This is a genomic window from Microbacterium sp. UBA837, from assembly GCF_002296025.1.
In the GTDB taxonomy this organism is placed as follows: Bacteria; Actinomycetota; Actinomycetes; order Actinomycetales; family Microbacteriaceae; genus Microbacterium.
In genome coordinates this window covers 1-20,049 of the sequence record NZ_DBHD01000172.1, presented here as the reverse complement: position 1 = coordinate 20,049, position 20,049 = coordinate 1, and the positions used below count along the sequence as shown (strand labels likewise).

At 66.7% G+C, this 20,049-nt stretch carries 17 protein-coding genes; 7 read left to right on the top strand and 10 right to left on the bottom strand.

Going from position 1 to position 20,049, the window contains the following annotated elements; translation table 11 throughout:
* Window positions 1-144 precede the first annotated feature (144 nt).
* The 3 genes from B3587_RS12215 to B3587_RS12205 are packed head-to-tail and all read right to left on the bottom strand — an operon-like array spanning window position 145 to window position 2,770.
* The gene (locus B3587_RS12215) at window positions 145-969 is read right to left on the bottom strand and encodes an ABC transporter permease (RefSeq protein WP_292729049.1); all 825 of its coding nucleotides are present in this window, start codon (window positions 967-969) and stop codon (window positions 145-147) included.
* Entirely contained in the window at window positions 966-1,832 is an 867-nt protein-coding gene (locus B3587_RS12210) for an ABC transporter permease (protein WP_292729046.1), read from the bottom strand. The genes B3587_RS12215 and B3587_RS12210 overlap by 4 nt, the downstream gene beginning before the upstream one ends.
* Window positions 1,829-2,770, bottom strand: coding sequence for an ABC transporter ATP-binding protein (locus B3587_RS12205; protein ID WP_292729043.1), 942 nt, complete (start codon window positions 2,768-2,770; stop codon window positions 1,829-1,831). Before B3587_RS12205 ends, B3587_RS12210 begins: the two co-directional genes overlap by 4 nt.
* A gap of 56 nt (window positions 2,771-2,826) precedes the next feature.
* Here B3587_RS12205 and B3587_RS12200 point away from each other — a divergent pair, with 56 nt between their 5' ends.
* Window positions 2,827-3,942 (top strand): 5-methyltetrahydropteroyltriglutamate--homocysteine S-methyltransferase, encoded by a 1,116-nt coding sequence (locus B3587_RS12200; RefSeq protein ID WP_292729040.1) that lies wholly within the window; start codon window positions 2,827-2,829, stop codon window positions 3,940-3,942.
* Window positions 3,943-3,962: 20 nt separating this feature from the next.
* Here the strand turns inward: B3587_RS12200 and B3587_RS12195 are convergent, their stop codons facing one another.
* A complete protein-coding gene (locus tag B3587_RS12195) occupies window positions 3,963-4,973 on the bottom strand; it encodes a VOC family protein (protein WP_292729037.1) in 1,011 nt (336 codons plus the stop codon).
* A 130-nt stretch (window positions 4,974-5,103) separates the two neighbouring features.
* On the opposite strand from B3587_RS12195, the gene ligM reads away from it, so the two are divergent.
* Window positions 5,104-6,507: a vanillate/3-O-methylgallate O-demethylase gene (gene ligM / locus B3587_RS12190; protein ID WP_292729034.1), complete on the top strand. Its 1,404-nt coding sequence runs from the start codon at window positions 5,104-5,106 to the stop codon at window positions 6,505-6,507.
* Window positions 6,508-6,590: 83 nt separating this feature from the next.
* Here the strand turns inward: ligM and B3587_RS12185 are convergent, their stop codons facing one another.
* Window positions 6,591-7,517: a LysR family transcriptional regulator gene (locus B3587_RS12185; protein ID WP_292729030.1), complete on the bottom strand. Its 927-nt coding sequence runs from the start codon at window positions 7,515-7,517 to the stop codon at window positions 6,591-6,593.
* 150 nt (window positions 7,518-7,667) lie between these two features.
* Here B3587_RS12185 and B3587_RS12180 point away from each other — a divergent pair, with 150 nt between their 5' ends.
* Together B3587_RS12180 and B3587_RS12175 are read left to right on the top strand one after the other, a co-directional pair.
* Window positions 7,668-9,038 (top strand): aminomethyl transferase family protein, encoded by a 1,371-nt coding sequence (locus B3587_RS12180; RefSeq protein WP_292729028.1) that lies wholly within the window; start codon window positions 7,668-7,670, stop codon window positions 9,036-9,038.
* A 210-nt stretch (window positions 9,039-9,248) separates the two neighbouring features.
* A complete protein-coding gene (locus tag B3587_RS12175; RefSeq protein ID WP_292729026.1) occupies window positions 9,249-11,225 on the top strand; it encodes an ABC transporter ATP-binding protein in 1,977 nt (658 codons plus the stop codon).
* Window positions 11,226-11,362: 137 nt separating this feature from the next.
* Here B3587_RS12175 and B3587_RS12170 read toward each other — a convergent pair whose 3' ends face one another.
* On the bottom strand, window positions 11,363-13,225 hold the full coding sequence (locus B3587_RS12170) for a phosphoenolpyruvate carboxykinase (GTP) (RefSeq protein ID WP_292729024.1): 1,863 nt from the start codon (window positions 13,223-13,225) through the stop codon (window positions 11,363-11,365).
* Between the two features lie 116 nt (window positions 13,226-13,341).
* On the opposite strand from B3587_RS12170, the gene B3587_RS12165 reads away from it, so the two are divergent.
* The 3 genes from B3587_RS12165 to B3587_RS12155 all read left to right on the top strand — a co-directional run bounded on the left by B3587_RS12165 (window position 13,342) and on the right by B3587_RS12155 (window position 16,515).
* A complete protein-coding gene (locus B3587_RS12165) occupies window positions 13,342-14,778 on the top strand; it encodes an XRE family transcriptional regulator (RefSeq protein WP_292729022.1) in 1,437 nt (478 codons plus the stop codon).
* A gap of 257 nt (window positions 14,779-15,035) precedes the next feature.
* Window positions 15,036-16,031, top strand: coding sequence for a DUF559 domain-containing protein (locus B3587_RS12160; protein WP_292729019.1), 996 nt, complete (start codon window positions 15,036-15,038; stop codon window positions 16,029-16,031).
* 52 nt (window positions 16,032-16,083) lie between these two features.
* A complete protein-coding gene (locus B3587_RS12155) occupies window positions 16,084-16,515 on the top strand; it encodes a hypothetical protein (RefSeq protein WP_292729016.1) in 432 nt (143 codons plus the stop codon).
* 1 nt (window position 16,516) lies between these two features.
* On the opposite strand, the gene B3587_RS12150 is transcribed toward B3587_RS12155, so the two are convergent.
* The 4 genes from B3587_RS12150 to B3587_RS12135 all read right to left on the bottom strand — a co-directional run.
* Window positions 16,517-17,500 (bottom strand): DUF4436 family protein, encoded by a 984-nt coding sequence (locus B3587_RS12150; protein WP_292729014.1) that lies wholly within the window; start codon window positions 17,498-17,500, stop codon window positions 16,517-16,519.
* Window positions 17,501-17,556: 56 nt separating this feature from the next.
* On the bottom strand, window positions 17,557-18,174 hold the full coding sequence (locus B3587_RS12145) for a cyclodeaminase/cyclohydrolase family protein (protein ID WP_292729012.1): 618 nt from the start codon (window positions 18,172-18,174) through the stop codon (window positions 17,557-17,559).
* A 17-nt stretch (window positions 18,175-18,191) separates the two neighbouring features.
* Window positions 18,192-19,079 carry a bifunctional methylenetetrahydrofolate dehydrogenase/methenyltetrahydrofolate cyclohydrolase gene (locus tag B3587_RS12140; protein ID WP_292729009.1) on the bottom strand — a complete coding sequence of 296 codons (888 nt, stop codon included), beginning with the start codon at window positions 19,077-19,079 and terminating at the stop codon, window positions 18,192-18,194.
* 147 nt (window positions 19,080-19,226) lie between these two features.
* The coding region (locus tag B3587_RS12135) for a serine hydroxymethyltransferase (RefSeq protein WP_292729006.1) at window positions 19,227-20,049 on the bottom strand (823 nt) is incomplete at its 5' end.

Below are 20,049 nucleotides of genomic sequence, written 5' to 3'. Positions count from 1 at the left end.
GCTCGTCGGGCTTTACCTGTCGGCGATGGCCATACTCACCTTCATCGCCCTCATACTGTCTCCGGAGACCAAGGACGTGGACTACGAGGAGATTGGGCCCGGCGAGACCGTCTCGCTGTAGCGCGAGACTCGGGAGCAGTCGCGTCAGTCCAAGAAGAGCTTCCGCAGCCGCGTGGTCGTGAACACGAGGCCGATAGCGATCATGACCACGTAGTACAGCACATGACCGAGCATTGCGATCGAGAGCGCCCCAGTGGTGAGCCCGCGGATGAGTTCGACGCCATGCCACAGCGGTAGGGCCATCACGATGGCCTGCACTGCCTCGGGGTACACGGTGATCGGGTAGAAGGTCGCCGAGAAGAGAAACATCGGCAGCAGCACCATGTTGATCCAGTCCATGTGCTGGAAGGTCTTCATGTAGCTCGTGACTGCCATCCCGAGGCTTGCGAATCCGAAGGCGATGAGCACGACAGCGGGGAGGGCGAGGATCGCCGTGGGCGCGAGGTTCAGGCCAGCGAACTGCATGATGATCATGAATCCGGTGGCGTACACGAGGCCGCGCAGCAGCGCGTACAGGATCTCGCCTAAGGCGACATCCAGCGGCCCAAGAGATGTCGAGAGCTGCCCCTCGTAGAGCTTGCCGTAGTTCAGCTTGAAGAAGACGTTCCAGGTGGAGTCGTAGATCGCGCCGTTCATCGCAGAGACCGCCAGCAGCGCCGGGGCGATGAAGGCCGCGTAGGAGACCTCCATTCCCGACGACGTCTCGACGTTCTCGATGAGCATTCCGAGGCCGATGCCGAGAGAGAACAGGTAGAACACGGGCTCGAAGAAGCCCGAGAGCACGACAACCCAGCTCGACGAGCGCGCCGCGATGAGACCGCGCTGCACGACGGCCCAGGGGTTACCCGACCACAGGGCGCGGACGCTCCCGCTGCGGCGCGGTTCCGTTTCCGATGCCACCGCGGTCATTTCGCGAGCCTCTGCGTAAAAGTGCGGCGAGCGAATGCGTAGCCGACGACGGTGAGGACGAGGAGATACGTGAGGTGAACCGCGGCAGCACCCGGGCCGCCCGGGGCCCCGTACGTCGCCATCCGGCCCAGCTCGGACGCGTGCCACAGGGGCGAGATCCAGCCGATCCACTGCAGCCAGATGGGAAGGCTATCGAGCGGGTAGAAGGTGCCCGAGAACAGGAACATCGGAACGAACAGGAAGCGCTGCACGAGAGCGAACTGACCCTTGTCGTCCTGGATGGAGGCGGCGTATGCCATCAGAGGAACTCCGAAAGCGAGGCCCGCGAGCAGACCGACGAAGATTGCGACCCAGCCGGTGGCGGGGTCGGGCACCGCGCCGAAGAGGGTGATGAAGACGTAGTAGGCGACGACGGCGATCAGCATCCGGGCCGAGGCTCCGAGGATCACGCCGTTCGCGATCTGTGGGCTCGACAGCGCCGACGCGTTGAACCCGTAGAAGTAGCGCCGCCACTTGAAGCCCGACATCACGGGGTAGGTGAACTCTTCTGTGGCCACGCCGATCGCTGCGGTCATGAGCAGCGCCGGCGCAACGAACAGGAGGTAGTCGACCTGCTCGCCGTGCACCTCGATCGTGCCGCCGAGGAGCACGGCAAGTCCGAGCACCAGTCCGAGCAGATACAGGATGGGTTGCCCGAGCGCCCCGACGACGATGGTCCATCCGTACGCGCGCATCGCACGCACCATGTGCTCGGCGACGTACCACGACCCCCGTCGGCGGGGCTTGCGCCCCCAGGCGAGCGCTTCGGTGCGCAGCTCGTCGAGCGAGGGCTGAGTGCGCGCGTCAGGAACCGGCGTGCTCATTCGATCAGTGACCTTCCGGTCAGGCGCAGGAAGACATCCTCGAGGCTCGACCGACGCACCAGGGAGGTCAGCGGCTGCAGCCCGGCGGCTGTCACCTGCTCCAGCACACGTTCGCCGTCGTGCGCGTAGACGAGGATCCGGTCGGGAAGCACCTCGACGCGGTCGCCGATCCCCTCGAGCTGGGGCGCCACCTGCTCGTTGCGGTCCGATCCGAAACGCACCTCGAGCACCTCGCGGCTGGAGTGCTCGCGGATGAGGGAGGCCGGCGTTCCCTCGGCCATGATCTGACCCTTGTCGACCACGATGAGCCTGTCGCACAGTTGCTCGGCCTCATCCATGTAGTGCGTGGTCAACACGAGAGTCGTGCCGCGCTCCTTCAAACGGAACAGGCGATCCCACAGCACGTGCCGGGCCTGCGGATCAAGACCCGTCGTGGGCTCGTCCAGCAGCAGGATGCGGGGGTCGTTGATCAGTCCGCGGGCGATCGTGAGCCGGCGCTTCATACCGCCGGAGAGCTGATCGACCTTGCTCTTTGCCTTGTCTTCGAGCGCGGCGAACGCCAGCAGCTCATCGGCCTTCTGGGAACACACCTTGCCGGGCAGCCCGAAGTAGCGGCCGTAGATGAAGAGGTTCTCGCGGGCGTTGAGTTCGCCGTCGAGGTTGTCCTGCTGCGGAACGACGCCCAGCCGCGAGCGGACCTCGGGACCGTACTGGTCGGGATCCAAGCCCAGGATGCTTAGCTCTCCGCTCGTGCGGGTCGAGACTGCGCCGATCATCTTCATCGTCGTGGACTTGCCTGCACCGTTGGGACCCAGCAGCCCGAAGGACTCACCGGGGGCAACCTCGAACGACAGGCCGTTCACGGCGAGGAAGTCGTCCTTGCCCGCGATCTTGTAGGCCTTGACGAGGTTGTGGGCACGAATGACGGGCTCTGGCACCGTCCTACTGTACGAGTGATCTCCGACATCGCGAGACGTCGGAGTAGCATCCCGGTGTGACCGATACACAGCTTCCCTACCGCGCCGACATCGTCGGCAGTTTCCTCCGACCGGCAGCCCTCGCCGAGGCCCGCGCCGCGCGTGCGGCGGGAGAGATCGACGACACCGCACTGCGCGAGGTGGAAGACGCCCAGATCGCCGCGCTCGTAGGCAAGGAAGCGCAGAACGGTCTGCGGCTTGCCACCGACGGCGAGTTCCGCCGGTCATGGTGGCACTTCGACTTCTTCGGGATGCTCGATGGTGTCGAGGTCGTCGAGCTCGACCACGGCATCCAGTTCCAGGGTGTGCAGACCCGGCCGCTCGGCCTGCAGGTAGGCGGACGCATCGGCTTCAGCGATACGCATCCGTTCCTCGCCCACTTCCGCGCTCTGGCCGACGCCACTGCCGCAACCGGCGCAACACCGAAATTCACGATCCCCGCCCCCACCGTCTTCGATTTCCGTCTCGAGCCCGCCGGGATCACCACCGGCCTTTACGCGGACCGCGATGCGCTCGTGCCCGACCTCGTGCAGGCCTACCGTGATGCCGTGCAGGCCTTCTATGACGCCGGATGCCGCTACCTGCAGTTCGACGACACGGCGTGGGCTTACCTCTGCTCACCCGAAGAGCTCGAAAAGGCAGCGGCCCGCGGCATCCGCACCGAGGGAATCGGCGAGCGCTACTCGGCGATGCTCAACGCGATCCTCGAGGCCAAACCCGCCGACATGACAATCACTACCCACGTGTGCCGCGGCAACTTCCGATCGACGTGGATCTCCTCCGGCGGCTACGAGCCGGTTGCCAAGCACCTGCTTGCCGACACGAACTACGACGGTTACTTCCTCGAGTACGACAGCGACCGCGCCGGTGGTTTCGAGCCGCTGCGCTTCCTCCCCCACGGCCACAAGCGGGTAGTGCTGGGCCTGGTGACCACCAAGTCGGGCGAGCTCGAGGATGCCGACCTGTTGCGCACCCGCATCCAGGAGGCTGCGCAGTTCGCGCCGCTCGAGCAGCTGGCCCTCAGCCCCCAGTGCGGTTTCGCCTCGACCGAGGAAGGTAACCTCCTCACCGAGGACGAGCAGTGGGCCAAGATCCGCCTGGTCGTCGACACTGCCGCCACCGTCTGGGAGTGACCGTCACGAGCGCCTGATGCTCAGGAGCGCTTGACGTACGGGCGGCCCTCGAGGGCCGCACGATCGATCTCTTCCTGGTCCTCGACGAACGGGGTGCCGTGGGTATGGAACGTCGGCACCGTTTTCATGCCCCATGCCTGGCCCTTGGCGCGCTCGGCCTGACTCCATTCGACGACGGGCCAGTCGGGGTCGAGGATGAGGCGGCCCTGCGCTGTGGCGAACTCGATGCGGTTGCCGCCCGGCTCCCACACGTACAGGAAGAACGTCTGGTTGATCGCGTGCTTGTAGGGGCCGTACTCGATGTAGATGCCGTTCTCGAGGCAGATGTCCGCGGCCTTGAGGATGTCTTCGCGCGAGTCCGGGGCGATCGCGAAATGATGGAACCGGCCCCGCTGGTGCGTCCAGTCGTCTGAGTACACGACGTCGTAGGACTTCTGGTTGAACCGGAACCACCACGCACCGTACCGGCCGTCATCGAGGCGCACGCGCTCGGATTCCCGCAACATCATGACATCGCGCCAGAACTCTCCGGCGGCGTTGACGTCGCTGGCCAGATAGTTGATGTGATCCATCCGCCGTGCGTTGATCCCGCGGCCGGGGTATGCGGATGCCTGGTTCTTCAGCGCCGGGCGATCCTCGTCATCCGGAACGTAATGCTCGGTGTCGTAGTACAGCGCCATCAGATGGCCGTCCGGGTCCTCGAACTCGAACGACCGGCCCACCCCGACCTCGCCATCGCGCCAGCCGTGGCCCAGTCCGGATGCCTCGATCGCCGCGACCCGCCGCTCCAGAGCCTGCGGACTCGATGCGCGATAGAGGGTGCGTCCCACGCCGTTCGTGTCGGATGCGGTGAGCTTCAGCGTGTACAGCTGGTACTCGTCCCAACACCGCAAATACGCCGAATCGCCAATGCGGGCTACCTCCCGCATTGCGCAGATGTCGCGGAAGAACCGGAGGCTCTCCTCGAACCGCGGAGTGAACAACTCCACGGCGCCCAGGTGGGCAAGGTCGAAGTTCTCGCTCGTAGCCATGGGTGTCCTCTCTGACACAGCCTCTCTACCGATGCATCCTGTCTATCACTCATTTACCTCTGGACATAGGTAAATTTTGCCCGTACGATCTCGCTGAAGCCACCCGGACGAGGAAGTCGAGGAGACACCCATGGCCAAGAATCTGCAAGAGCTGCTGGACGAGAAGGGCGACACCGTCCGGATGCTGCGCGACTCGCAGCTCGGGACGTACATCTACCCCGTTGTTCCGGCCGAGTTCAGCAACTGGCGCCGCGAGCAGAAGGCGTGGCGCAACGCTGCGGTGCTCTACGACCAGAGCCACCACATGGTCAACTTCTTCGTGAAGGGACCCGACGCGCTGAAACTGCTGAGCGACACCGGCATCAACGGCTTCAAGAACTTCCCCGTCAACACCGCCAAGCAGTTCGTTCCCACCGCCTCCAACGGCGGCGTGATCGGCGACGGCATCCTCTTCCACGAAGCAGAGGGTGAGTACGTCTACGTCGGCCGCGCTCCCGGCGCCAACTGGCTGCAGTTCCACGCCGAGACCGGCGGATACGACGTCGAGTTCCGCTACGACGACCGCTCCCCCTCCCGCCCCTACGGCCAGGCAGTGCACCGCGACTACTACCGCTTCCAGATCCAGGGCCCGAACGCCTGGGCGATCATCGAGAAGCTCGCCGGTGGCCCCGTCGAGCAGGTCAAGTTCTTCCACATGGGCGAAATGACGATCGCCGGCGAGAAGGTGCGCACGCTCCGTCACGGGATGGCGGGCGCTCCGGGCCTGGAGATCTGGGGCCCCTACGAGCAGCACGGCAAGATCCGCGACGCCATCCTCGAGGCCGGGCGCGAGTTCGGCATCGAACCCTGCGGGTCGCGCGCGTACTCGTCGAACACCCTGGAGTCGGGCTGGATCCCCTCGCCCCTGCCGGCGATCTACTCGAGCGAGGCCGAGCGTGCCTACCGTGAGTGGCTGCCGGCGAACAGCTACGAAGCGATCAACGCCCTGGCAGGGTCCTTCGTCTCGGAGAACATCGAGGACTACTACCTCAACCCGTGGGAGCTCGGCTACGGCTCGTTCGTGAAGTTCGACCACGACTTCATCGGCCGTGACGCACTCGAGAAGCTCGACCCCGAGACCCAGCGCAAGAAGGTCACGCTGGCCTGGAACGACGAGGACCTGACCAAGGTGCTCGCGTCAGTGCTCGACCGCGAGGGCCCCGGCTACCAGTTCTTCGACCTGCCCAACGCCAACTACGGGTCCAGCAACTACGACGCCGTCATCGATGCCGACGGCAACACCGTGGGACTCTCGCTGTTCACGGGCGTCACCGCGAACGAGAAGCGCGGTCTGTCGCTGGCCACCGTCGACCGCGACGTTCCCGTGGGAGCCGAAGTCCGCGTGGTCTGGGGCGAGCCGAACGGCGGATCGGGCAAGACGACTGTCGAGCCACACGAGCAGATCGCGATCCGCGCCGTGGTGAGCCCCGTACCCTATGCCGTGACCGCTCGCCAGGAGTACCAGGGCGGCTGGCGCACCACCGGATCGCTCTGATCCGAGCCGCGCTTCGCGCGCACGACGATCTGGGGGACGGATGCTTCGGCATCCGTCCCCCAGATCGTCTCCGGGCGTCCACGTCACGACGAGATGTGGATGCCTTCGAACCCACCCGGGAATCCACTGACCGCCGCCGAGACGGTGTCGAAGAACCAGTCGAGTGCTCCAGCATGCTGTGGGGACCGGCGACGATAGAGATGCAGTTCGACGGGTCCGAGAGCGAAGGGCAGTTCGCGGATGATGAGCGGCCAGCTCCGCGACCATCCGACAGCCAGTGTCTCGGGAATCGTCGCGATGAGCGTCGTCGACCGCGCGAGTAAGGGCGGGAGCGACGCGATGTGTTGCACGCTCACCGCCGGCGGCTCGCTCACGCCGTGGCGAGCGTGTACGCCGGCCAACAGGCGGGCACTCGAGTCGCCCTCGACCCAGACCCGACGCGCCGCACGGTACGCCTCGAGACTCATCTCAGCGCCGACGAGGGGGTTCTGCGAGGACATCACGACGCGGTACTCCTCGCGCTTGACCGTCTGGCGCTCGAACGCAGCGGGCAGTTCCGCCGGGGTGATGGCAAGGTCCACAGATCCTCGGGTGAGTAGATCCTCGAGGTCTTCACCGCGCAACGCTGTGACGGCAAGGCGCGCGCGCGGCGCTCCGAGCGCCATCGCGTCGCCGATCGCCGGGAGCCAGCCGATCTCACCGAGTTCCGAGAGCGCGATGCGAAAGGTGCGCTCGGAGGTCAGAGGGTCGAAGCCGGTTACTGCCGCAATGGTTCGATCGATCACTGACATGCCCTCGTGGAGCTCGGGATAGATCGCGTCGGCAAGCGCTGTGGGCCGCATCCCCTGAGCCGTTCGCTCGAACAGCGGATCGCCGAGTTCCCGCCGCAGCCGCGCCAGGGACTGACTGATGGCCGACTGCGTCACGAACAGCCGGCGGCCCGCCGCTGTGAGGCTGCCCGCCTCGTAGATCGCGACGAACACCCGGGTGAGGTTCAGGTCAGTGAGCATGCGTGCACCTCAATCGAGTCAATATGAGGACCGCTCACAGAGCTATTAGCAGCGCTCATTAGAAAATGCTATTTGATTCAGTCCTGCTTGGGATAGCGTCTCCTCGGGCCGGCACGCACCGCGTCGAGCCCCGAGAACGAAGGAGTTCACATGACCGAGTCGCTGGCCGCCGCGATCGCCCGAGCGGGAAGCCCCGTGCAGCTTCTGCGCAACGCCCAGGCGCGACCCACGATCTTCCCCGTGACGGCGGAGTTCAGCAACTGGAGGTCGGAGCAGCAGTCCTGGCAGAAGACAGTGGCGCTTCTTGACCAGTCCCACCACATGACCGACCTGTTCATCCGCGGCCGCGATGCCCTGCGCCTGCTGAGCGATCTCGGCGTCAACAGCTTTGCGCGATTCCAGGTTGACAACGCGAAGCAGTTCATCGCGGTCAATGACGAGGGGTATCTGATCGGCGATGCAATCCTGTTCTATCTCGCCGACGAAGGGTTCGACCTCGTCGGCCACCAGATGGTGATCGACTGGGTGCAGTTCCACGGCGAGACCGGCGACTACGACGTCACCTTCGAGCGCGACGGCAACTCGATCGTGCGCGCCGGAAACCCCACCCTGTACCGGTATGAGCTGCAGGGACCGAACGCACTTGAACTCATGGAGAGGGTCACCGGCGCCCCCGTACCGCCGACCCGCTTCTTCCACATGGCGACATTCACGATCGACGGCATCACGGTGCGCTCACTGCGTCACGGAATGGCCGGTCAGCCCGGCTTCGAGCTGTTCGGCCCGTGGGAAGAGGGCGAGCGCGTCCGGGACGCGCTGCTGCGCGAAGGAGAGCCGCTCGGGCTCGTGCGGGTCGGATCCAAGGCGTACTCCTCGGCGAATCTCGAATCCGCGTGGGTTCCCTCTCCCCTGCCTGCCATCTTCACCGGGGCCCACGCGGAACGGTACCTCGACTGGCTTCCCGCAACCAGCGCCGGGTCTCTGGCCGGAAGCCTCACCTCCGAGCGGATCGAGGACTACTACGTCACGCCCTACGACCTCGGTTACGGCCGCAGTGTGGCGTTCGATCACGACTTCCTCGGCCGGGAGGCACTCGAGCGCATCGCGCAGGAGCCCACACGGGTCAAGGTGACGCTGATCTGGAACCCGGACGATGTCGCAGCTGCACAGCGATCCCTGCTCGAGCCGGGGTTGCCGGCGAAGTACATCGACTTCCCGAAGGCCCGCTACGGGCTCTACCAGGTCGACCGTGTTCTGATCGACGGGCACGATGTGGGGATCTCGCATGATGCCGGGTACATCACGAACGAGCAGGTATTCGCGTCATTGGCGAGCCTCGTTCCGGATGCCGCGGAGCCGGGCACCGAGGTTGTGGTGGTCTGGGGCGAGGAGCCGAACTCGGCGAAGCCCGCTGTCGAGCCGCACCGTCAGGTCGAGATCCGTGCGACTGTCGCCCCGGCACCTTACTCGTCATACGCTCGCGAGAACTACCGCCGGGAGACCAGCGCGGCATCCAGCTGACGCGGAGGGTCGCCGTCGCGCGTCAGGCGACCCCGCGCGGCGGCGACGGTCGGCGTCCCCTTGACACGACAATAGTGTCTGCGACTCGACTGTCGACGATTTCTCTCACGATCTCGGCGCAGATCCTCACCCGAGGCATCTCTGGCGCGGCCGGGGCCTACGAGCGCGGAGTACCGTCGTAGATAACCCCCTCCCCGAATCGAGGTCTCGATGTCGCGCGCTGATACGCGTCCCGCCCGTCGTGGGCGCCGCACCCCCGAGGAAGGCCCACGCGCGACGTTCCGCCAGCTGGTGCCGTTCCTCCTCGAGCACCGCACCGTGCTGATCGTCGTCGCCATCCTGAGTATCATCGGGGCCGTCGCGACCCTCGCCCAGCCGCTGCTGGTCGGGCAGGTGATTGCGCAAGTCGAGGCTGGCGGCGGCCTCGGGCTGTTGGTGTGGGGAATCATTGCGCTCGTGGTGGCAGCCTCGGTCATCTCCGGGTTCCAGCACTACCTGCTGCAGCGCACCGGAACTGCCGTGGTCTACTCCAGCCGGCGACAGCTCGTGGCCCGCATCCTGCACCTCCCCATCCGCGAATTCGACGCGCGGCGCACAGGTGACCTCGTTTCCCGTGTCGGAACCGACACGACGCTGCTCTATGCGGTCCTGACGCAGGGACTCGCGGATGCCGTGGGCAACTCCCTCATCTTCATCGGCGCCCTCGTCGCGATGGCGCTGATTGATCCCCTGCTGCTGCTGGCCATTGTCGTCGTGATCGGGGTCTCCATCACCGGCGTCGTGGTGCTCAGCGGCCGCATCCGTCGCGCGACCGGCGAGCAGCAAGAGAAGGTCGGTGAATTGGCCTCCTCGGTCGAGCGCGCGGTCAGTTCGATCCGAACCGTGCGCGCGGCCGGAGCTACCGAACGCGAGGTCACCGAGATCACGGGCGTCGCAACTGACGCGTACGGGGTCGGGGTCCGCATCGCCAAGGTCTCCGCGCTTGTCGTCCCCGTCGCGGGGATCGCCCTTCAGGTTTCGCTGCTGGTCGTCTTGGGTGTGGGCGGCTATCGGGTAGCCTCCGGAGCGATCGAGGTGGCAAGTCTTGTGACCTTCATCCTTTTCCTGTTCCTGCTCGTGGGTCCCCTCGGCAGCTTCTTCGGGGCGATCACCTCGGTGAACCAGGCTCTGGGTGCGCTGGGTCGCATTCAAGAGATCCTCAATCTGCCGACCGAGGATGCCGACGACGCGCGACTGGCGGCATCCGTCAGCGCAGCCTCCCCCGCTCGTTCGCCACAACACGCCGCGGGCGCAGGCGCCGACGAGCAGATTGCGGCAATCGAGTTCCGGGATGTCTGGTTCCGCTATCCCGAAGCCGTCGTCGCCGCGCGCCGGAAGGCCGAGACCGAGGCGCGCGCCGTGCTCGAGAGCGCGCACGTCGACACCTCGGCGATCGCGCTCCCCAGCGGCACCGAGGACGCCACGGATGATGCGTCAGCAGCCCCGGCCGAGGCATCCACTGACGCCGGCGACGTGCTGCGCGGCGTATCGTTCCGGGTTCCGCGTGGGTCGCGTGTGGCGATCGTCGGCCCCTCGGGTGCCGGCAAGAGCACGACGCTTGCGCTCATCGAGCGGTTCTACGATCCGACGGGCGGCGCGATCCTGCTCGGCGGCGCAGACATCCGAACCCTCCCGCGCGAAGAGCTCCGTGCACAGTTGGGCTACGTCGAGCAGGACGCACCAACCCTCGCCGGCACGATCGCCCAGAACCTGCGCCTCGCGTCCCCCGAGGCGACGGATGCCGACTGCGAGCGCGTCCTCGAGGCCGTGAATCTCACCGAGGTGCTCGAGCGCAGTCCGCTGCGCCTTCAGGCCCCGGTCGGCGAGAACGGCGTCATGCTCTCGGGCGGCGAGCGTCAGCGCCTGGCGATTGCGCGTGCCCTGCTGGCCGCTCCCCCCATCCTGCTGCTCGACGAATCGACGTCGTCGCTGGATGGACTCAACGAGCAGCGGATGCGGGATGCCATAGACGCCGTCGCGGCCGACAGGACCCTCCTCGTGATCGCCCACCGCCTGTCGACGGTCGTTGACAGCGACCTGATCGTCGTCATGCAGAACGGTGAGGTCATCGGTCAGGGCACGCACGGCGAACTTGTCGAGTCCACGCCGCTCTACCGCGACCTCGCCCGCCACCAACTCCTGGTCTGACCCGCCCCGCCGAACCCACAACAATCTCGACGAACCCACCCCTTCCTGCGGCTGAAACCTGTGGGGTAACGCAAGAAGGGGTGGGTTCGCGAGGGGCGCGGGTTGCGCCGGATGCGGGCGGGAGGAGGACGCCCGGGTCAGGAGGACTTGAGGCGGTAGCGAAGGGCTGCGAGTTCGGCGTTCAGCTGGGCGGGGATGCGGCCATCGAAGACCCCGTAGAACTCCTCGGTGAGGTCTGCCTCGTGCAGCCACGACTCCGGGTCGACGGCGAACAGTTCCTCGAGATCCTCCTGCGGAACCTCGATACCGTCGAGGTTGAGGTCCTCGATGCGCGGAAGGCGCCCAATAGGGCTGTCAAGCGCCGGCACCTTGCCGTCGACGCGACGGATGATCCACTCGATGACACGGGAGTTGTCGCCGAACCCGGGCCAGAGGAAGCGGCCATCAGCCCCCTTGCGGAACCAGTTGACCTGGAAGATCCGCGGTGCACGATCGAACCTCAGCTTCTGGCCCATCTTGACCCAGTGCCCGAAGTAGTCGGCCATGTTGTAGCCGCAGAAGGGCAGCATCGCGAACGGATCGCGACGCAGTTCGCCGACCGTTCCCTCTGCAGCCGCGGTGCGCTCGGACGAGATCGTGGAGCCGAGGAAGACCCCGTGCGCCCAGTCGGTTGCCTCGACCACGAGCGGAACGTTCGTGGCACGGCGTCCGCCGAACAGGATCGCGTCGATCGGCACGCCTTCGGGAGCATCCCAGTCGTCGGCGATCTGCGGGCACTGGTCGGCGCGTACGGTGAACCGCGAGTTCGGATGAGCGGCGGGTCGCCCGGATGCCGGGGTCCAGGGGTTTCCCTCCCAGTCGATCAGTTCTGCCGGCGGCTCGTCAGTGAGTCCCTCCCACCACACATCTCCGTCGGGCCGAAGTGCCACGTTCGTGAAGATCGTGTTGCCCCAGAGCGTTTCGACAGCCGTGACGTTCGTGGACTCGCCGGTGCCGGGGGCGACACCGAAGAAGCCGGCCTCGGGGTTGATGGCCCAGAGGCGTCCATCCTCGCCCGGGCGCAGCCACGCGATGTCGTCGCCGAGTGTCTCGACGCGCCATCCGGGAATCGTCGGGCGCAGCATCGCGAGGTTCGTCTTGCCGCAGGCCGAGGGGAAGGCTGCGGCGAGGTGGTAGGCCTTGCCCTCGGGGCTGATGACGCGGATGAGCAGCATGTGCTCAGCCATCCATCCCTCGTCGCGGCCGATGACCGAGGCGATGCGCAGCGCGAAGCACTTCTTCGCGAGGATGGCGTTACCGCCGTACCCGGAACCGTACGACCACACCTCCAGGGTGTCGGGGAAGTGCACGATGTACTTCTCGTCGTTGCACGGCCAGGCGACATCATCCTGACCGGGCGCGAGCGGCGCACCGACAGAGTGGACGGTCTTCACCCACGGCGACCCGTTCGCGATCTCGCGCAGGACATCGGTGCCGACACGGGTCATGATGCCGATCGAGGTGACGGCGTAGGCGCTGTCGGTGATCTGCACACCGATGTGCGACAGCGGGCCGCCGACGGCTCCCATCGAGAACGGCACGACGTACATCGTGCGTCCGCGCATCGATCCGTCGAACAGCGGCGTGATGGTGGCGCGGATCTCTTCGGGCGCGACCCAGTTGTTTGTCGGGCCGGCGTCTTCTTCGCGCTCAGAGGCGATGAAGGTGCGCGCCTCGGTGCGGGCGACATCGCTCGGGTGCGAGCGGGCAAGGTACGAGCCCGGGCGCCACTCGGGATTGAGCTTGATGAGCTTGCCCTGCTCGACCTGCTCCCTCAGCAGCGCCTCATTCTCGGCGCGCGAGCCGGTCACCCAGTGGATCCGGTCGGGCTTGGTGAGCGCAGCGATCTCATCGACCCACTCGATCAACGCGTCCATGCCGGGGCCGGAGATGGATGGCAGTTGGCCGGATGCCGACGCGGGCGCCGAGATAGTGGGGCGAGTAATGTCAGCGATGGCCATTGTCTCTCCTGTGTGCGACGTCGACTGGGGGTCTTTCTCCACTTTCCTGCACGCGGAGGGCGGGTTGAAGCGGCTCAGCCTCGTAAGAAACGAAATTCTTTCGCTAGCATCAAGGAATGGCACCCACGAACCTCGAACTGGTGACGCTCGGGCACCGCATCCGTCACGAACGCGTGTCTCGGGGCTGGACGCTGGACGAGTTGGGTGCACAGGTCGGGGTCGCGGGAAGCCAGTTGAGCCTCATCGAAAACGGCAAGCGCGAGCCGAAACTCTCGCTGCTGCAGGCGATCGCCCACGCCACGGGACTGGAGGTCACCGACCTCCTCGCCGCTGAACCCCCGAATCGTCGGGCTGCGCTCGAAATCGAGCTGGAACGCGCGCAGGCAAGCCCCGTGTTTCGCAGGCTCGGCATCCCGCCGGTGAAGGTCACCAAAGGGACACCCGATGAGACGATCGAGTCGATACTCGGCCTGCACCGGGAGCTCGATCGCCGCGAGCGAGAAGCGATCGCAACGCCCGAGGAGGCGCGGCGCGCCAATACGGAGCTGCGCCTGCGGATGCGCGAGCGTGACAACTACCTGCCCGATATCGAAAAGCTCGCCGAGAAGCAGCTTGCGGCGGCCGGTCACGTCTCGGGCGCGCTCACCCACCGCACCGTGAGCATCATGGCCGAGCGCCTCGGGTTCGAGCTGCTCTACGTCAACGACCTTCCGCGCTCGGCGCGATCGGTCACCGATCTCGAGAACGGCCGCATTTACCTGCCGCCCGCGTCTATCCCGGGCGGCCACGGGCTGCGCTCGATGGCACTGCAGGCGATGGCCCACCGGCTGCTCGGACACCAGCGACCCACGTCGTACGCCGACTTCCTGCAGCAGCGCCTCGAGATCAACTACTTCGCCGCCTGTTGCCTCATCCCCGAGACCAACGGCGTCGCGTTCCTGCAGCAGGCGAAGAAGGAACGCAATCTGGCCGTCGAGGACTTCCGCGATGCGTTCGGTGTCACGCACGAGGCTGCGGCGATGCGGATGACGAACCTCATGACGCAGCATCTCGGCATCCGTCTGCACTTCCTGCGCGTCGACGGATCCGGTGCCATCTCACGGGTGTACGAGAACGACGACCTCCCCCTGCCGATGGATGTCACCGGTGCCGTTGACGGCCAGATCGCCTGCCGCAAGTGGTCGGCCCGTGCCGCCTTCTCGGAGCAGAACCGCACGACCGAGCACTACCAATACACCGACACCCCCGCGGGCACGTTCTGGTGCGCCACGCAGACCGGTACGACAGCCGACGGCGAGTTCTCGATCAGTGTGGGGGTTCCGTTCGACGATGCCCGCTGGTTCCGCGGCCGTGAGACCACCAAGCGTGCGGTCTCCACCTGCCCCGACGAAGCCTGCTGCCGCCGAGCACCCGCGGAGCTCACGTCGCGGTGGGAGGGCAAGGCCTGGCCGAGCGCCCGCGTGCACATGCAGATGTTCACGCCGCTCCCCCGTGGCAACTTTCCCGGCGTCGACGACTCCGAGGTGTACGCCTTCCTCGACCGTCACGCCTGAGGCAGCATCCGTGGCTCGCCCCCAAGAAGTGGGCGCAGATTGTCGTCTCGATGCGATAAGTGGGCGCAAACTGTCGCCTCAGGCCCTGCAAACGACAATGGGAGCCCATCTTTTTCCGCTGGGACCGCGCGCGAGGAACACGTAGTGATGCTCGAGAGGCCGGCATGGGCTCCTCCCCACACCTGAGTTCAGCGCGGGATGACACGAGTTGCCTGAACGGCCAGCCACGTGCACGGCTCGTCCAGGATGCTGAACGGATGCCGCGCCGCCACGCCCCGCTTCCTTCGACGCTGTCCACCCCCTTCGCCTATGCCGAGGCCCGAGCGATGGGTGTGACCGCCGGGCGGCTGCGCGGGTCCGATCTCGAGCGGCCGTTCCACGCCACTCGCATTCTCCCCGACCCTGCGACACGCTCCGCGTTCGCGGGTCCGCAAGCGATCGACGCTCGCGTTCGCGCCCGGGTACTCGAGCGAGCCCGCGCATACAGTCGTGTGATGAGCCGGCGAGGGTTCTTCACGGGGATGACGGCAGCGGCGCTTCTCGGGTGCCCGCTGCCCGACGGCTTCGACCCTGACGCGGACCTGTCGGTTGGCACGATGCACCCGCATCGGGCAGCGCGAGCCCGAGGCGTGGCCGGCTTTCAGACGCGCGAGCACCTTGCGCACGTGATGGATGTCGGAGGCTTGCGCGTGACGACTCCTGCGTCGACTTGGGCGATGGTCGGCGGGGAGCTTTCGGAACGGTGGCTCGTGATCATGGGGGATCACTTCGTGCGCGTTCCTCGCGACCATCGAGGTCGCGCGATGCCGAACGCGCGACTGGCCACGCCCGCACAGCTGGAGGCAGCAGCACTCGCGCCAGGGAGGCGGCATCGCAAAGCGCTCGTTCGTGCCCTGACGTCGGTGCGCGTCGGTAGTGCCTCCCGGCTCGAGACGGAATATCGGCTGGATGCCGAGGCCGCGCGACTGCCCCACATGGATCTGGATGTCGAGGTCCGCGGTGCAGACGGAGCGCTGATAGCCATTGTCGACGGCATGCACCGAGCGTTCGACCTGATCGTCGAAGTCGAAGGCGATCACCACCGGACAGATCGCGCGCAGTGGAATCGCGACATCGACAGAACGGCGGCACTGGCGGCGCAGGGGTGGGAGGTCGTTCGCCTCACCTCACGACGCATTCGAGACGGGAGCGCGACGTCGGTGGTTCGAAGCGCCCTCCACCGCCATGGATGGTCGGGACCGCGGGGCCACTAACAGCGTCGCTCCGCGCACGGCGACACGACGGCATCTGTGGGAGGGTGGATCCGTGCGCGCCTGGCTGATCCGATTCGTGACGCTTTACGTCTTCGACGTCGCCGTCCTGCTGCTGATCGGACTGATCATGCCGCAGGTCTCGGTCGGCTGGTCGGTGCTGTGGGCGGCAGTGGTGCTCGCGCTGGCGACGATCTGGGTCAAGCCTGCCTTGCGACGCTGGCTGGGAGGACGCGCCGAGCGGTCGAGCCGTGACCTCACCCGGGCTGGCACGAAACTCGTTCAGGCGGGCGTCGTGCTCGTCGTCGCCGCGATCGTCTGGATGCTCGTCGTGGTGCTGTCCGGCGTCGATGTCGCGGGCTTTTTCTGGGGGTGGATCACGCCCCCAGTGCTGCTGGCCATCGCGTGGCTCATCTATGACGCGATCGACGACCGGCTCGAGGCGCAGACCGGTCGCCTCTGGGACTCTGCCCGACGCCGGCCGTAGCTCACTCGCCTCCGCCGGCGCCGCCGTCTGAACCCGCATCAGCATCGGATGCGTCACCCTGCGCGTCGGCATCGCCCGCGGATTGGGCGGCAGCCACGCCATCCGGACCGTTGCGCAGCCACGCGAAGACGAAGATCACGAGCCCGGCGATGAGCGCCGCGATGACCCACAGCACGATCAGATAGTCCACCCAGGATCCGATGGGTGGTGACCCGGGAAAGAAGTTTCGCAGCGGAATCGTGGCGAAAAGCATCGCCCCGATCCACCCGAGCATCGTCACCTCGATCTTTCGCCTGCCGCGATACACCGTGATGGCAGCTGTCAGCACCAGAACTGGCGCGATCACCATCAGCGTCAACAGCACCAGTCCGAATGCGACAGTCGATGCCGCCCGCGTGATCGTGAACTGGACCCCGAGGAGCGTGATCGTGCCGTCCTCGGTGACCACCGACACAGTCGACACCGCCTCCGCAACGACGTTCCATCCCGGGACACGACCGTCTGCCGTCAGGACGTAGGGAATCGGTACCCCCTGACCGTCGGCATCAACGCGCATCGGCGCGATCAGGGTCTCGGCGGTGTAACGGTCGAATGGCCACTGCTCGATGAACCCGTCGAGCGTCAGTGCAACCGTTTCGGCGCCGACGACCTCGTCGGCGCCATATTCGATCGTGCGCGCCCCATTGGTTCCCGTGACGAGCACGTGCACAGCTTCGTCCATCGAGAAGTCGTCGGATGAGTACGATCCCAGATCGGTGGGGTTGATGCGCACCGACATGGTGCTCGCCGCCCCATCGATGTCGACCGGTGTCAACGTCAACTCCAGCGGCACACCCTCGCCACCGCTGGAGGCTTCGGCATGCTCGATCCGACCCCCGGCCGCGTACAGGACGATGACGACGACGTAGAGCAGCGCGATCGCGAGAACTCCCCCGATCACGCCGATGCTGCGGGCACGGGAGCGCGCACGCGGTCGAGAAGTCACGGCGACATTGTGCCAGAGCGCAGCGACGAGGGCGTGACGCTTGTCACGACGGCGTTTTAGGGCAGCTCCGCCAGTGACCCCCGCGCGTGCGTGATGCGTCGCTCGGCTCGTCGCAACTCGCCCTCGGACGTCGATTCCGCCTCTCCGGATCCAGCCGAGTGGGCGGCGACGAGATCGAGGTTTGCACGCAGGTTCACAAGCGCCCCTCCGAGCCCCGCTCGCAGCGCCTCGCGAGCAACGGCAAGGTCGGCATCCAGGTGGTGATTGCCCACCCGGCCCAGCACGTCGAGCTCGGCGACGAGGGCGATACCCACCTCGCCCACCTCCACGGACGAACGCGCACCGTCCACCGCGGCGCGGAGCAGACGGGATTCGCGGGCGGGATCCTCGGTTGGAAGAGCGAGGGCCGCGCCCAGCGCGACGGATGCCTCACTGTCGGCATCCGATGCGTGCAGCGCACGCGTTCGAAGGACCAGGAGTCGCCGACCCGAAGCTTTCGCCTCGTCGCTGCCGGGAGTGTATTCGGCAACCATGCGCAGCAGGCCGGCCGCGAGGGCGAGCATCACCGCGCTCGCAGAACCACCGCCGGGAGCGCCCGTCGCCTCGCCGAGGCGGTCCAGCCACTGCTCGAGCGGAATCGACGCCCGCGCGTCGCTCGGATCAGCCTCTGCCATGATCGCTAACCGCCCGGTCAGCTCGCCAGACGCTCGGCGGTCTCGACGACGTTCGCGACAAGCATCGCGCGGGTCATCGGTCCGACGCCCCCAGGGTTGGGCGAGAGCCAACCGGCGACCTCCGCCACGGCGGGATCGACATCTCCGGCAAGTTTCGCGCGCCCGGATTCGGTGGTCCCGACCCGGGTCACGCCGACATCCAGCACGGCAGCGCCGGGCGCGATCCACTCGGGCTTAACCAGGTGCGGCTGCCCGACGGCGGCGACCACGATGTCGGCCCGTCGAACCTGAGCCTCGAGGTCGGGGGTGCGCGAGTGGGTGAGGGTCACTGTCGCGTCAGTGCCCTTGCGAGTCAACAGAAGACCGAGCGGGCGACCGACGGTGATACCGCGGCCGATGACAGTGACGTGCTTTCCCGCTACCTGAACCCCATGACGGGTGAGGAGCTCGATGATCCCGGCGGGCGTGCACGGCAGCGGCGCCGGAACCGCGGTGGCGGGGTCGACGCCCAGCACGAGCCGGCCGAGGTTCGTCGGATGCAGGCCGTCGGCATCCTTGTCCGGGTCGATCAGTTCCAGGATCGCGTTCTCATCGATGCCCTTGGGCAGTGGCAACTGCACGATGAAGCCGGTGACGGCGGGGTCCGCGTTGAGCGCACGGACAGCATCCGCGATCTCGTCCTGCGTCGCCGTCGCGGGCAGCTCGACAGCGATCGATGCGACACCGACCTCCGCGCAGTCGCGGTGCTTGCCGGTGACGTAGGAGCGCGAGGCGCCGTCATCGCCGACGAGCAGAGTACCCAGGCCCGGCACGATGCCCCGCTCCGCGAGGGCAGCGACGCGGTCACGCAGCTCCCCCTTGATCGCGGCGGCTGTCGCGGTGCCATCGAGCAGTTGTGCAGTCATTCGCGTCTCCTGTCGTCATCCCGCGACATCCGCGTCCCGGGACGGATAACTACGTCCATAGGTATTCTACGGATGCCGGGTCCCGTCAGCCAGAGCCGGCTGCCGAAGCCCCGCCCACCGTTGGCCACGGGCCCGTGCACGCCGTCCTTACTGCGACAGCCCCGGGTAGAGCGGGAAGGCTTCGGTCAGCGTCGCGACGCGCGCACGCAGGGCATCGATATCGGGGTTCGGCAGCAACGCGAGCGCGATGATGTCGGCAACCTCGGCGAACTCGGCGTCCCCAAAACCGCGAGTGGCAAGCGCCGGCGTCCCGATCCGAAGACCGGAGGTGACCATCGGCGGGCGCGGGTCATTGGGGACGGCGTTGCGATTGACGGTGATCTGGATCTCGTGCAGCAGATCCTCCGCCTGCTTCCCATCGATCGCCGCGTTTCGCAGGTCGACCAGCACGAGGTGCACGTCGGTGCCACCGGATCTGACGGCGATGCCGGCATCTGCGACATCGCGCTGGGCGAGCCGGTCGGCGAGGATCTTCGCACCGCGGACCGTGCGCTGCTGCCGCTCCCGGAACTCCGGGGTCGCAGCCAGCTTGAAGGCCGTCGCCTTCGCCGCGATCACGTGCATGAGGGGGCCGCCCTGCTGCCCCGGGAAGACCGCCGAGTTGATCTTCTTCGCGATCGCTTCGTCGTTGGTCAGGATGAATCCCGAGCGGGGCCCGCCGATGGTCTTGTGCACGGTGGATGACACCACGTGCGCGTGCGGCACGGGTGAGGGGTGCACGCCGCCGGCCACGAGCCCGGCGAAGTGAGCCATGTCGACCCACAACAGCGCGTCGACCTCGTCGGCGATCTCGCGGAAGCGCGCGAAGTCCAGCTGGCGTGGGTACGCAGACCATCCCGCGATGATGACCTGCGGACGGTGTTCGAGCGCGAGGCGGCGCACCTCGTCCATGTCGATCAGGCTCGTCTCG